This is a genomic window from Streptomyces sp. NPDC004126, assembly GCF_050275515.1.
Taxonomy (GTDB): Bacteria; Actinomycetota; Actinomycetes; order Streptomycetales; family Streptomycetaceae; genus Streptomyces.
In genome coordinates, this window is record NZ_JBNNPF010000009.1 from 135366 (window position 1) to 148367 (window position 13002).

Genomic DNA, 13002 nt, shown 5'->3' on the forward strand with positions numbered 1-13002 from the left:
GGTGCGGGTCGTCATCGCCGAGGATTCAGTGCTGCTCCGTGAGGGCCTGACCCGGCTGCTGACCGACCGGGGGCATGACGTCGTGGCCGGCGTCGGGGACGCGGAAGCCCTGATCAAGACGGTGGCGGACCTGGCCGCCGAGGGGGCGCTGCCCGATGTGGTGGTGGCCGACGTGCGGATGCCGCCGACGCACACCGACGAGGGCGTACGGGCCTCCGTGCGGCTGCGCCGGGACTATCCCGGCATCGGTGTGCTCGTGTTGTCGCAGTACGTGGAGGAGCAGTACGCCACCGAACTGCTGGCCGGTTCCAGCACCGGCGTGGGGTATCTGCTGAAGGACCGGGTGGCCGAAGTGCGGGAGTTCCTCGACGCCGTCGTCCGCGTCGCGCGGGGCGGGACGGCGCTGGACCCCGAGGTCGTGGCACAGCTGCTCGGACGCAGCCGTAAGCAGGACGTCCTGGCCGGTCTGACCCCGCGCGAGCGCGAGGTGCTGGGCCTGATGGCTGAAGGACGCACGAATTCCGCTGTAGCGAAGCAACTCGTGGTCAGTGACGGGGCCGTCGAGAAGCACGTCAGCAATATCTTCATGAAGCTGGGTTTGTCCCCGAGTGACGGGGATCACCGGCGTGTACTGGCGGTCCTCACCTACCTGAGGTCCTGAGGTCTTGATTAACTGACAATGCGTCAGGTGGGGCGCGCCGTTCCGGCGCGCCACGGCGACCGCCGGGTGATTTGGAATATTTCGAGTTGTGCACGACGTCTGTCGGACAGACCGCCCCGTGAGGGGCGGTCCAGAATGCGGGCGATCCCAGGGCCTGACGACCTCACGGACGTAGGGTTGGTCCTGGGAACGAGCGCCCCGCCTCGAAGGAGGTCCAGTTCAGTGACCAGCCAGGTCAGTAGCCCGGCCGAGCAGGCCGACGGGGCCGGCGGGTCCATCGGGGAGCAGCGCACCGCGACTGCGCCCCATGGAGCCGGCAAGGAGATCCGCCGCGTCGACCGGGTGATCATCCGTTTCGCGGGTGACTCGGGTGACGGTATGCAGCTGACGGGTGACCGTTTCACCTCGGAGACGGCGTCCTTCGGCAACGACCTCTCGACGCTGCCGAACTTCCCCGCCGAGATCCGGGCCCCTGCCGGGACCCTGCCGGGCGTGTCGTCGTTCCAGCTGCATTTCGCGGACCACGACATCCTCACCCCGGGCGACGCTCCGAACGTGCTGGTCGCGATGAACCCGGCGGCGCTGAAGGCCAATATCGCGGACGTGCCGCGCGGCGCGGAGATCATCGTCAACACCGACGAGTTCACCAAGCGCCCCATGGCCAAGGTCGGCTACGAGACCTCCCCGCTGGAGGACGGCTCCCTCTCCGCGTACAACATCCACCCGGTGCCGCTGACCACCCTCACGGTGGAGGCCCTGAAGGACTTCGGGCTCTCCCGCAAGGAGGCCGAGCGCAGCAAGAACATGTTCGCGCTGGGCCTGCTGAGCTGGATGTACCACCGGCCCACGGAGGGCACGGAGAACTTCCTGCGGCAGAAGTTCGCGAAGAAGCCCGACATCGCCGAGGCGAACATCGTCGCCTTCCGGGCGGGCTGGAACTTCGGCGAGACCACCGAGGACTTCGCCGTCTCCTACGAGGTCGCCCCGGCCACCAAGGCCTTCCCGACCGGCACCTACCGCAACATCTCCGGGAACCTGGCGCTCTCCTACGGGCTGATCACGGCGGCCCGGCAGGCCGATCTGCCGCTCTACCTGGGCTCCTATCCGATCACCCCGGCCTCGGACATCCTGCACGAGCTGAGCCGGCACAAGAACTTCGGCGTACGGACCTTCCAGGCCGAGGACGAGATCGCCGGCATCGGCGCCGCCCTCGGCGCGGCCTTCGGCGGCGCGCTCGGCGTGACGACGACCTCCGGGCCCGGTGTGGCGCTGAAGTCCGAGACCATCGGGCTGGCGGTGTCCCTGGAGCTGCCGCTGCTGATCGTGGACATCCAGCGCGGCGGCCCGTCCACCGGGCTGCCGACCAAGACGGAGCAGGCGGACCTCCTGCAGGCCATGTACGGCCGCAACGGCGAGGCCCCCGTCCCTGTCGTCGCCCCGCGCACCCCGGCGGACTGCTTCGACGCCGCGCTGGACGCGGCGCGGATCGCCCTGACCTACCGGACGCCGGTGTTCCTGCTCTCCGACGGGTACCTCGCCAACGGCTCCGAGCCGTGGCGGATCCCGGACGTGGCGGACCTTCCCGACCTGAAGGTCCAGTTCGCGACGGCGGCCAACCACACCCTCGCGGACGGCACCGAGGTGTTCTGGCCCTTCAAGCGGGACCCGCAGACCCTGGCCCGTCCGTGGGCGGTGCCGGGCACGCCGGGGCTGGAGCACCGGATCGGCGGGATCGAGAAGCAGGACGGGACGGGCAACATCAGCTACGACCCGGCCAACCACGACTTCATGGTCCGCACCCGGCAGGCCAAGATCGACGGCATCGAGGTCCCGGACCTGGAGGTCGACGACCCGGACGGCGCCCGCACCCTCGTCCTGGGCTGGGGCTCCACCTACGGCCCCATCACCGCCGCCGTCCGCCGGCTCCGCACCGCCGGCACCCCCATCGCGCAGGCCCACCTGCGCCACCTCAACCCCTTCCCGAGGAATCTCGGAGAGGTCCTGAAGCGTTACGACAAGGTAGTGGTGCCGGAGATGAACCTCGGGCAGCTGGCCACCCTGATCCGGGCGAAGTACTTGGTCGACGCCCAGTCGTACAACCAGGTCAACGGAATGCCCTTCAAGGCGGAGCAGCTCGCGAAGGTTCTCGAGGAGGCCATCAATGACTGAGGTGACCGACGCCCCCACCGACGTTCCCGACGGCGTCGCCGCCGACGTCCCCGCCAGTGTGTCCACGCTGCTGTCCCTGGTCCCGAAGGCCGAGGCCAAGCAGTCGATGAAGGACTTCAAGTCGGACCAGGAGGTCCGCTGGTGTCCGGGCTGCGGGGACTACGCGGTCCTGGCCGCCGTCCAGGGCTTCATGCCCGAGCTCGGCCTCGCCAAGGAGAACATCGTCTTCGTCTCCGGCATCGGCTGCTCCTCCCGCTTCCCGTACTACATGAACACCTACGGGATGCACTCCATCCACGGCCGCGCCCCCGCCATCGCCACCGGCCTGGCCACTTCCCGCCGCGACCTGTCCGTCTGGGTCGTCACCGGCGACGGCGACGCCCTCTCCATCGGCGGCAACCACCTCATCCACGCCCTGCGCCGCAACGTCAACCTCAAGATCCTCCTCTTCAACAACCGGATCTACGGCCTCACCAAGGGCCAGTACTCCCCCACCTCCGAACTCGGCAAGATCACCAAATCCACGCCGATGGGCTCCCTCGACGCCCCCTTCAACCCGGTCTCCCTCGCCCTCGGCGCCGAGGCCTCCTTCGTCGCCCGCACCATCGACTCCGACCGCAAGCACCTCACCGAGGTCCTGCGCCAGGCCGCCGACCACCCCGGCACCGCCCTCGTCGAGATCTACCAGAACTGCAACATCTTCAACGACGGCGCCTTCGACGCCCTCAAGGACCAGGACCAGGCCCGCGAAGCCGTCATCCGCCTGGAACACGGCCGGCCCATCCGCTTCGGCGCCGACGGCGACAAGGGAGTCGTCCGCAACGAACGCACCGGTGACCTGGAAGTCGTCGAAGTGACCGCGGCCAACGAGGACCGGATCCTGGTCCACGACGCCCACGCCGCCACCCCCACGACCGCCTTCGCGCTGTCCCGGCTCACCGACCCCGACACCCTGCACCGGACTCCCATCGGCGTCTTCCGCAGCGTGGAGCGGCCCGTCTACGACACCCTCATGGCCGAACAGCTCGACGCGGCCGTCGACCAGCGCGGCAAGGGCGACCTGGCGACCCTGCTGGCCGGCTCCGACACCTGGACCGTGATCGGCTGAGGCACCCGTCGGCTGAGGCACCCGGCCGACGACCACGAGCCCGGACCCCGCTACGGGGTCCGGGCTTCGTCGTACGCCGCCCTGGCCCGCTGGACCTCGCCGGTGCGGCGCTCCGTCCAGCGGGCCAGGGCCCACACCTGCTCGGCGGCCTCGCGGCCCAGTTCCGTCAGGGAGTAGTCCACGTGCGGCGGGATCACCGGGTGTGCGTGGCGGAGCAGGAAGCCGTCGCGCTCCAGCGTCCGGAGGGTCTGGGCGAGCATCTTCTCGCTGACCCCGCCCACCTCGCGGCGCAGCTCGCTGAACCGGTACGGGCGCTCCACCAGGGCGGCGAGGACGAGTACGCCCCAGCGGCTGGTGACGTGCTCCAGGATCCCGCGCGACGGGCACATGGGGGCTTTGACGCTTACTTCCATACCAGTACCTTACTTTGAAGTGGGTACTTACGAATAGTTAGCGCTCTCCATAGGCTGGTGTCATCCCGCGAAGGACCGCGGGATCCCCCACCCCACGCACCAGGAGCGCATCATGAGCATCGTCGTCACCGGAGCCACCGGATCCCTCGGCCGCCTCGTCGTCGAGGAGCTGCTGCGCCGGGTCCCGGCCACCGAGCTGGCCGTGGTCGTCCGCAGCGCGGAGAAGGCCGCCGACCTGGCCGCGCGCGGCATCGACGTACGGATCGCCGACTACGGCGACCCCGCGGCCCTGGCCGGCGCCTTCCGGGCCGGCGACCGGGTCCTGCTGATCTCCGGCAGCGAGGTCGGGCGGCGCGTCCCGCAGCACACGGCCGTGGTCGAGGCCGCCGCGGCCGCCGGGGTCGCCCAGCTGGCCTACACCGGCATCCTCGGCGGGCCCGAGGCCGACTTCGAGCTGGCCGCCGAGCACAAGGCCACCGAGCGGGCGATCCTCGACTCCGGGCTCCCCCACACCTTCCTGCGCAACGGCTGGTACCACGAGAACTACACCGCCCACCTGCCCTCCGTCCTGGAGCACGGCGCGGTCGTCGGCAGCGCCGGCGAGGGCCGGATCGCCTCGGCGGCGCGGGCCGACTACGCGGCGGCCGCGGCGGCGGTGCTGACCGGCGAGGGCCACCTGGGCAAGGTCTACGAGCTGTCCGGGGACACCGCCTGGAGCCTGGCCGAGTACGCCGACGAGGTGGCGCGGCAGTCCGGCCAGGAGGTCGCGTACGCCGCCGTCGAGGCCGACGCGCACCTGACGGTGCTGACCGGCGCCGGGGTGCCCGGACCCTTCGCGGCGATCCTCGTGGACGTGGACGCGGCGATCTCGCGCGGCCGGCTGGCGGGGACCAGCGGCGACCTGGCGCGCCTGATCGGGCGCCCGACGACGCCGGTGGCGGAGGCCATCGCCGCCGCCCTGGCCTGATCCCGACCCTCCCGCCCCCGCGGTGTCATGAGTATCTCCCTGGAACGGGCATGACAGCGGCGCCTTGCGGCGATACCGTCGTGAGGTTGTGAGATTGGCCGGAAGTAGCACTGGAGGGCCCGTGAAGGCGGAGAACGAGCAGCGCACGGGTTTGCTCTACGGATTCGGCGCGTACGGGATGTGGGGGCTCGTCCCCCTCTTCTGGCCGCTGCTCAAGCCGTCCGGGGCGATCGAGATCCTCGCCCACCGCATGGTCTGGTCGCTGGCCGTGGTCGGCATCGCGCTCCTCGCGCTGCGCCGCTGGAGCTGGATCGCCGAGATCGTCCGGCAGCCGCGCAAGCTCGGGCTGACGGCCCTGGCGGCGGCCGTGATCAGCGTGAACTGGGGCCTCTACATCTGGGCGGTCAACAACGGCCAGGTCGTCGAGGCCAGCCTCGGGTACTTCATCAACCCGCTGGTCACCATCGCCATCGGCGTCCTGGTGCTGGGCGAGCGGCTGCGCCGGGCCCAGTGGGCGGCGGTGGGGATCGGCTTCGCCGCCGTGGTGGTGCTGTCCGTCGGCTACGGGCGGCTGCCGTGGATCTCGCTCACGCTGGCCTTCTCCTTCGCCACCTACGGGCTGATCAAGAAGAAGCTCGACATGGGCGGGCTGGAGTCGCTGGCCGCCGAGACGGCCCTGCAGTTCCTGCCCGCCCTGGGCTACCTGGTGTGGCTGGGCGTCCAGGGACGGTCCACCTTCGCCGCAGAAGGGCTCGGGCACTCGGCGCTGCTGGCCGCGACCGGGCTGGTCACCGCGATCCCGCTGGTCTGCTTCGGGGCGGCCGCGATCCGGGTGCCGCTGTCCACGCTGGGGCTGCTCCAGTACCTGGCGCCGGTGTTCCAGTTCGCACTCGGGGTCGTCTACTTCCACGAGGCGATGCCGCCGGAGCGGTGGGCCGGCTTCTCCCTGGTCTGGGCCGCGCTGCTGCTGCTGACCTGGGACGCGCTGCGGACCGCGCGGCGCTCGCGGGCCCTGCTCGCCGAGGCCTCCACCTCGGCGGCGGCCGGGGCCGCGTCCGCGTCCGCTTCGGACACCGGCGCCGGCACCGGCGCCGCGGGCGCTCCGGCCGCGGCCGGTGCCGACCCGGCACCGAGCCGCGAACCCGCGTAACCGCCACAGCGCTACACCACACGATCCCCGGTACGGAACACCCGTACCGGGGATCGTCCGTTTTCCGAACGACCCTGACCGGATTGTGGTCTTGACGGACAGTCATACTCTCGCTGAACATCAGGCTCGCACTGACGCACCAACGCTCACCTGCACGATTCCCGCACGTTCCGTCTCATCCCAAACGGATCATCCCAACGGAATCCCGGAGCCCCCACATGAGCCTGTCCGTCTCCCGGCGTCTTGCCGCCGCGACCGCGATCGCGGTCGCGGGGCTGCTGGCCGCCACCTCTCCCGCCGCGCTCGCGGCACCCACGGCCGTCACCGCGGCGCCGACCCCGCCGGACATCCCGCTGGCCAACGTCAAGGCGCACCTGGCCCAGTTCCAGACCATCGCCACCAACAACGGCGGCAACCGCGCCCACGGCCGGGCCGGCTACAAGGCCTCGATCGACTACGTGAAGGCCAAGCTGGACGCGGCGGGCTTCACGACCAGCCTGCAGACCTTCACCTCCAGCGGCGCGACCGGCTACAACCTGATAGCCGACTGGCCGGGCGGCGACCCGAACTCGGTCCTGATGTCCGGCTCCCACCTGGACTCGGTGACCTCGGGCCCCGGCATCAACGACAACGGTTCCGGCTCGGCGGCCGTCCTGGAGGCCGCGCTCGCGGTGTCCCGCGCCAACCTGCAGCCGACGAAGCACCTGCGCTTCGGCTGGTGGGGCGCGGAGGAGCTGGGCCTGGTCGGCTCGAAGTACTACGTGAACAGCCTGCCGGCGGCGGAGAAGGCGAAGATCTCCGGCTACCTGAACTTCGACATGATCGGCTCGCCGAACCCGGGCTACTTCGTCTACGACGACGACCCGACGATCGAGCAGACCTTCAAGAACTACTACGCGGGCCTCGGCATCCCCACCGAGATCGAGACCGAGGGCGACGGCCGCTCCGACCACGCGCCGTTCAAGAGCGCCGGGATCCCGGTCGGCGGCCTGTTCTCCGGCGCCGACTACACCAAGACGGCCGCCCAGGCCCAGAAGTGGGGCGGCACCTCCGGCCAGGCCTTCGACCGCTGCTACCACTCGTCCTGCGACACCACGGCGAACATCAACGACACCGCCCTGGACCGCAACGCCGACGCCATCGCCTACGCGATCTGGAACCTCGGGGCGGCCACCCCGGTCCCGCCGGGCCCGTCCTTCGAGAACACGGCGGACGTGAACATCCCGGACTCCCCCGGTGCCGCGGTGACCTCGCCGATCACGGTCTCGGGGGTCGCGGGCAACGCCCCGGCCACCACCAAGGTCGACGTGAACATCGTCCACACCTACCGCGGTGACCTGGTGATCGACCTGATCGCCCCGGACGGCACGGCGTACCGGCTGAAGAACTCCAGCTCGGACTCGGCCGACAACCTGGTCACCAGCTACACGGTGAACGCATCCAGCGAGGTCGCCAACGGCGTCTGGAAGCTCCAGGTCAAGGACGTGGCCGCGCAGGACGTGGGCTACATCAACAGCTGGAAGATCACCTTCTGACCGCGAACCGGCAGATCGGACCAGATTGGTCTAGACCTCTGGGGCTCCGGCGTGATCTGACCGGATCACGCCGGAGCTGCCCGATGGTGCTACGCGTCCTCCGTGCCGGGGCGTAGCGAGGCGGGCAGCGGCTCCTGGATGCGGACGCGCAGCTCCTGGGCGACCGCGGCCACGTCGGCGCGGCCCAGCTTCGCGGCTTCCACCAGGTCGCCGAGCTCCTCGGGCGAGGGCAGCTGCTTCGCACCGGCCACCCGCAGGTACGAGCGGGTGGCCGCGGCCGCGTAGAACTCGTTCATCGGGGATTCCAGCGCGGGGCAGACGGCGAGCGTGTGCAGGAAGGCGGCGGCCCGCCAGGCGGTGTCCGGAGCGGGCTGCTCCGGGACCATGACCAGGTCGTTCTGGTGCCGGGCGACGGCGGCGGCCACCCCGGAGGGGTCCCACACGGCGGGGTCCGACGGCAGATGGTGGGCCAGCGCGGTCCAGGCCCACTCCATGGTGATCTTCAATTGCCGAACCGCTCCTGGAAGTAGCCCCAGTGGTCGGCGAACTCCTCTATGCCGCTGAGGAACCTCTTGCGGTCCTCGTCGAGTTCGCGTTCCGTGACCTCGGTGATGAGCGCGGTGACCGTCGTCCCCAGCGCCGCCGCACGCGCCTTGAGGCGTTCATGGAACTCTTCGTCCAGGCGGATGGTGACGTGTCTCGACATGTCCATCACCGTACAGCGGGACCGCTGTACGCAGGAGGGGAACGGCAGAAGGGTGGCCCGGGACACAGGTCCCGGGCCACCCCCGTGGTGCCGTGGTGCCGTGGCCGCTACTTGGCGGAGTCGGCCGTCTTGACCAGCTGGTCCTTGGTGACCGCGCCGACGTAGACCTTGCCGTCGTCCGTGATCAGCGCGTTGACCAGGCGGGTGGAGAAGACGCGGCCCTCGCCGAACTTGCCGGTGACCTTGTCACCGAGGGAGTTCAGGAACTGCTTGGCCTCCTTGGGCGCGTTCTTGTCGTTCTCCAGGTCCTTGAGGGACTTGCCGCCCTGGGCCGCGCCGCTGTCGATGCGCGCCACCGCGGACCAGCCCTCGCCGAGGACCTTCACGTCGCCCTTGCCGCCCGCCCCGCCGGCCAGGTCGCCGAGGCCGGGGAAGGACTCCAGCGCCTTGAACGGCTTGTCGTCCTTGCCGTCCTTGCCGGCCTTGCCGTGCTCGGTGCCCTCGGTGACCTTGGCCCCCTTCGGCGGGGTGAAGGTGAAGGCGTCGGCGGCCGGCTTGGCGAAGTCCACCTGGGTGAAGCCCGCGTCGACGATCGGCTTGCCGCCCTGGCTGGACAGCAGCTGGATGCGCAGCGGCACGCCGTTCTTGGCGTCGACCGCGATCTGCACCGAGCCGACGGTGGAGCCGCTCTGCTTGGGCTTGAGGACCAGCTGGTAGGCGTCGCGGCCGGCGACCTGCGCCGTGTCGCCCACGCTGATGTCGGTGGTGGGGCCGGCGGACTTGAGGACCTCCTGCGCCAGCTCCTGCGGGGAGGCCGGGAGGCGCTCGGCGGTCTTCTTGTGGTCCTGGCCGGCGTTCTGGGCGTCCTTGTCGTGGAAGACCTCGTTGGACTTGGAGTCGTAGCCCCAGACGTCCTGGCCGTTGTGGACGAGGGTGTACTCGTCCTTGCCGTCGAGGAAGGTCAGCTTCTGGCGGTCGGGGCCGTCGGCCGCGACGCGGAAGGTGTGCGTGCCGTTCGCCAGCTGGGCGATCTTGTCCTCGGGGTTGGCCGAGCCGCCCGCGACCCCGCCGCCGCCCAGCAGCCCGGAGGCGATCTTCGGCAGGCCGAGGTCGGTGGTGATCTTGGCGGTGCCGGAGAGCTGCTGCACGTCGGAGGCCGCGACCTTCTCGATCAGCTGCTGCGCCGTCACCTTGGGCAGGTCCGGGCCTCCGGCGTTGGCGAAGGCCGGGACCATCGCGACGGTTGCCGCCGCGACACCCGCCACGGCTACCGGTACGGCGTACCGGGCGGCCTTGCGCGAGGTCTTCGTGTTCGCTGCCATCTGAATGCCCTGCCCTCTGTGTATTCGGCGGCGGCCCCCGTGGCGCCGCGCTCACCCGATCCGGTGGGGTTCGATGACTCCATCTGACCAAACCGGGGAGTCGCGGGCGTCAGTCCCCGGAATCAACTCCGCGTACGACCGTGGGATGACACGGGAAGGGCCCCTACACCAGGACCCGTAGGGGTCGCAGGCGGAGGGGCCCGTTCCGGAAGCGTTCGTTTCGGCGGGATGCGGAGGGATCAGCCCGCGCGGTGGACCACCGCGTCGCAGAGCTCTTCCAGCGCCGACTTCGCGAAGCACTCCGGCAGCGGGGCGAGCATGGCGCGCGCGTCCTCCGCGTACTGGACGGTGTCGCGGCGGGCCTGCTCCAGCGCGGGGTGCACCCGCAGCCGGGCGAGGACCTCGGCGTGCCGGGCGTCGTCCGTGAGGTCCCCGTCCAGCAGGGCGACGAGCTCCAGGTCCTCGGGGCGCCGGTCCCGCTCGGCCATCTCGCGCAGCCGCAGCACGGGCAGGGTCGGGATGCCCTCGCGCAGGTCGGTGCCCGGGGTCTTGCCGGACTCGTGCGAGTCGGAGGCGATGTCGAGGACGTCGTCCGCGAGCTGGAAGGCGGTGCCGAGGCGCTCGCCGTACTGGGTCAGGATGTCGACGACGGACTCGTCGGCGCCGGACATCAGCGCGCCGAAGCGGCCGGAGACGGCGATCAGCGAGCCGGTCTTGCCGGCGATGACGTCCAGGTAGTGGGCGACCGGGTCGCGGCCGTCGCGCGGACCGGCCGTCTCCAGGATCTGGCCCGTCACGAGCCGCTCGAAGGCCTCGGCCTGGATGCGCACGGCCTCCGGCCCGAGGTCCGCGAGGATGTGCGACGCACGGGCGAACAGGAAGTCACCCGTCAGGACCGCCACGGAGTTGCCCCAGCGGGTGTTGGCGCTCTCCACCCCGCGGCGTACGTCCGCCTCGTCCATGACGTCGTCGTGGTAGAGCGTGGCCAGGTGCGTGAGCTCGACGACCACCGCGGACGGCACGATGCCGGGCGCGTAGGGGTCGCCGAAGCGGGAGGCCAGCATCACCAGCAGCGGCCTGAACCGCTTGCCTCCGGCGCGCACCAGATGCTGCGCGGCCTCGGTGATGAAGGGGACTTCGCTCTTGGTGGCCTCCAGCAGACCCGCCTCGACGGCGGCCAGTCCGGCCTGGACATCGGTCTCAAGAGCCTGGTCCCGCACGCTCAGTCCGAACGGCCCGACGACGGTCACGAGGGGTACTCCTGTCTGCTGACGATCACGCTGACGATCACCTGGATTGTCGATGTGTCGCTGCCATCACTCAAGCCAGCGTATCCGGTCTGTTTTCGATCACCGAGAGCGGCTGTCCGGTTGCCGCACACGCACAGTCCGATCCACCCCGGTATGTTCTGTGGGAACCGAAACAACCGGAGAATCTGTTTTGTCCAGAACTGCCATCGATGCCGACGAGCCTGCGGAGCCCCGGGCGGACCAGCCGCCGCCCTCCGACGACCACGCCTTCCTCGGGCACCCCAGGGGCCTGGCCACGCTCTCCGGGCTGGAGGTCTGGGAGCGGTTCTCCTTCCTCGGCATGCAGGCCATCCTCGTCCTCTACTTCGCGGACACGGCCCTGCACGGCGGCCTCGGCATGGACCCGGCCACCGCCGCCTCCGTCTCGGCGGCCTACGGAACCATGGTCTACCTCGTCTCCGTGGCCGGCGGCTGGCTCGCCGACCGCATCCTCGGCTCCTACCGCGCCGTCCTGGCCGGCGGCGTCCTGATCGCCTGCGGCCACTACGCCATGGCCGTGCCCAGCACCGCCATGACCTGGACCGGCCTCGGCCTGATCAGCGCGGGCACCGGCCTGCTCAAGCCCAACGTCGCCAGCATGGTCGGCAAGCTGTACCGCACCGACGACGAGCGGCGCGACGCCGGATTCGCCCTCTACTACACGGGCATCAACATCGGCGCCTTCGCCGGACCGCTGGTCACCGGCTGGCTCGGCGAACACCAGGGCTGGCACTGGGGCTTCTCCGCCGCCGCCGTCGGCATGACCGCGGGCCTGGTCCAGTACGTCCTCGGCCGCCGCCACCTCGCCGGCCGCCGGCACTCCGCCGAGTACGCACTGGCCCCCGACGCCATGCGGACCGCCGTCCGCCGGATCATCGGCGGCTGCCTCGCCGCCGCCGCACTCGCCACCCTCCTGGCGGGTATCGGCTGGTTGACGATGGCCCGATTCGTCGACCTGCTGACCCTCGTCTCGGTGATCGCCCCCGTCGTCTACTTCGCGCTCATGTTCCGCAGCCCACGGGTGACGCCCGAGGAGCGCGGACGGCTGCGCCCGTACGTGGTGCTCTTCCTCGCCTCCGTCGCCTTCAACTTCATCCTCTTCCAGGCCTACTCCACGATGATGCTGCTGGCCTCGACCAACGCCCGGACCGAGATCCTCGGCTTCCACTTCCCCGCCGGCTGGTACGCCTCGGCGCTCGGCGCCTTCGAGGTGGCCCTCGCCCCCGTGGTGGCGGCGCTGTGGGTGCGGATGGGCCGCCGCCAGCCGCACGCCTCCAACAAGATCGCCATCGGCGTCGTCCTGGGCGGACTCTCCTTCCTCCTGATGGTCTGGCCGACCTCCGGCCACGACGGGGACTCCTACCGGATCGCCGCCTGGTGGATCATCGGCTCCTACCTGCTGCTCGGACTCGGCGACGTGCTCCTGGAGACCTCCGGCATGTCCGCCACCACCAAGCTCGCCCCCAGCGCCTACGCGAGCCAGACGATGGCCCTGTGGTTCCTGTCCCTGGCCCTCGCCAACGGCATCCAGGCCCAGGTGGTCAAGGCGTACGGCCACGTCTCCAACCCCGTGTACTTCGGCGTCAACGGCGCCGTCGCGGTCGCCGTCGGCCTGGCCGTGATCGCCGCGGCACCCTGGCTGCGCCGCACCATGCATCCCGTCCACTGAGGGGCCGGTGAAG

Annotated in this window: 12 protein-coding genes; 7 read left to right on the plus strand and 5 right to left on the minus strand. The window is 70.5% G+C overall.

Annotation, left to right across the window (positions count from 1 at the left end; translation table 11 throughout):
* Position 1 precedes the first annotated feature (1 nt).
* The 3 genes from ACQKM2_RS11495 (at position 2) to ACQKM2_RS11505 (ending at position 3938) form a co-directional block, all read left to right on the plus strand.
* Positions 2-661: a response regulator transcription factor gene (locus ACQKM2_RS11495; protein WP_427708661.1), complete on the plus strand. Its 660-nt coding sequence runs from the start codon at positions 2-4 to the stop codon at positions 659-661.
* 222 nt (positions 662-883) lie between these two features.
* The gene (locus ACQKM2_RS11500; protein WP_427708539.1) at positions 884-2830 is read left to right on the plus strand and encodes a 2-oxoacid:acceptor oxidoreductase subunit alpha; all 1947 of its coding nucleotides are present in this window, start codon (positions 884-886) and stop codon (positions 2828-2830) included.
* On the plus strand, positions 2823-3938 hold the full coding sequence (locus ACQKM2_RS11505; RefSeq protein ID WP_427708541.1) for a 2-oxoacid:ferredoxin oxidoreductase subunit beta: 1116 nt from the start codon (positions 2823-2825) through the stop codon (positions 3936-3938). The genes ACQKM2_RS11500 and ACQKM2_RS11505 overlap by 8 nt, the downstream gene beginning before the upstream one ends.
* Before the next feature lie 50 nt (positions 3939-3988).
* Here the strand turns inward: ACQKM2_RS11505 and ACQKM2_RS11510 are convergent, their stop codons facing one another.
* Complete coding sequence (locus tag ACQKM2_RS11510) at positions 3989-4351, minus strand: winged helix-turn-helix transcriptional regulator (RefSeq protein ID WP_007265846.1); 363 nt, start codon at positions 4349-4351, stop codon at positions 3989-3991.
* 112 nt (positions 4352-4463) lie between these two features.
* Here ACQKM2_RS11510 and ACQKM2_RS11515 point away from each other — a divergent pair, with 112 nt between their 5' ends.
* The 3 genes from ACQKM2_RS11515 (at position 4464) to ACQKM2_RS11525 (ending at position 8003) form a co-directional block, all read left to right on the plus strand.
* Positions 4464-5318, plus strand: coding sequence for an NAD(P)H-binding protein (locus tag ACQKM2_RS11515; protein ID WP_427708544.1), 855 nt, complete (start codon positions 4464-4466; stop codon positions 5316-5318).
* Between the two features lie 121 nt (positions 5319-5439).
* Positions 5440-6468 (plus strand): EamA family transporter RarD, encoded by a 1029-nt coding sequence (gene rarD, locus ACQKM2_RS11520; protein ID WP_427708545.1) that lies wholly within the window; start codon positions 5440-5442, stop codon positions 6466-6468.
* A 218-nt stretch (positions 6469-6686) separates the two neighbouring features.
* Entirely contained in the window at positions 6687-8003 is a 1317-nt protein-coding gene (locus tag ACQKM2_RS11525) for a M28 family metallopeptidase (RefSeq protein ID WP_427708547.1), read from the plus strand.
* Positions 8004-8092: 89 nt separating this feature from the next.
* On the opposite strand, the gene ACQKM2_RS11530 is transcribed toward ACQKM2_RS11525, so the two are convergent.
* The 4 genes from ACQKM2_RS11530 to ACQKM2_RS11545 form a co-directional block, all read right to left on the minus strand.
* Positions 8093-8509: a hypothetical protein gene (locus ACQKM2_RS11530; RefSeq protein ID WP_427708549.1), complete on the minus strand. Its 417-nt coding sequence runs from the start codon at positions 8507-8509 to the stop codon at positions 8093-8095.
* Positions 8506-8709, minus strand: coding sequence for a hypothetical protein (locus ACQKM2_RS11535; RefSeq protein ID WP_241253340.1), 204 nt, complete (start codon positions 8707-8709; stop codon positions 8506-8508). The genes ACQKM2_RS11530 and ACQKM2_RS11535 overlap by 4 nt, the downstream gene beginning before the upstream one ends.
* A gap of 107 nt (positions 8710-8816) precedes the next feature.
* A complete protein-coding gene (locus ACQKM2_RS11540; protein WP_427708550.1) occupies positions 8817-10031 on the minus strand; it encodes a LolA family protein in 1215 nt (404 codons plus the stop codon).
* A gap of 239 nt (positions 10032-10270) precedes the next feature.
* Complete coding sequence (locus ACQKM2_RS11545) at positions 10271-11281, minus strand: polyprenyl synthetase family protein (protein WP_427708552.1); 1011 nt, start codon at positions 11279-11281, stop codon at positions 10271-10273.
* Between the two features lie 190 nt (positions 11282-11471).
* Here ACQKM2_RS11545 and ACQKM2_RS11550 point away from each other — a divergent pair, with 190 nt between their 5' ends.
* Positions 11472-12989, plus strand: a complete 1518-nt coding sequence (locus ACQKM2_RS11550) for a peptide MFS transporter (RefSeq protein ID WP_427708554.1) — start codon at positions 11472-11474, stop codon at positions 12987-12989.
* Positions 12990-13002: the final 13 nt, after the last annotated feature.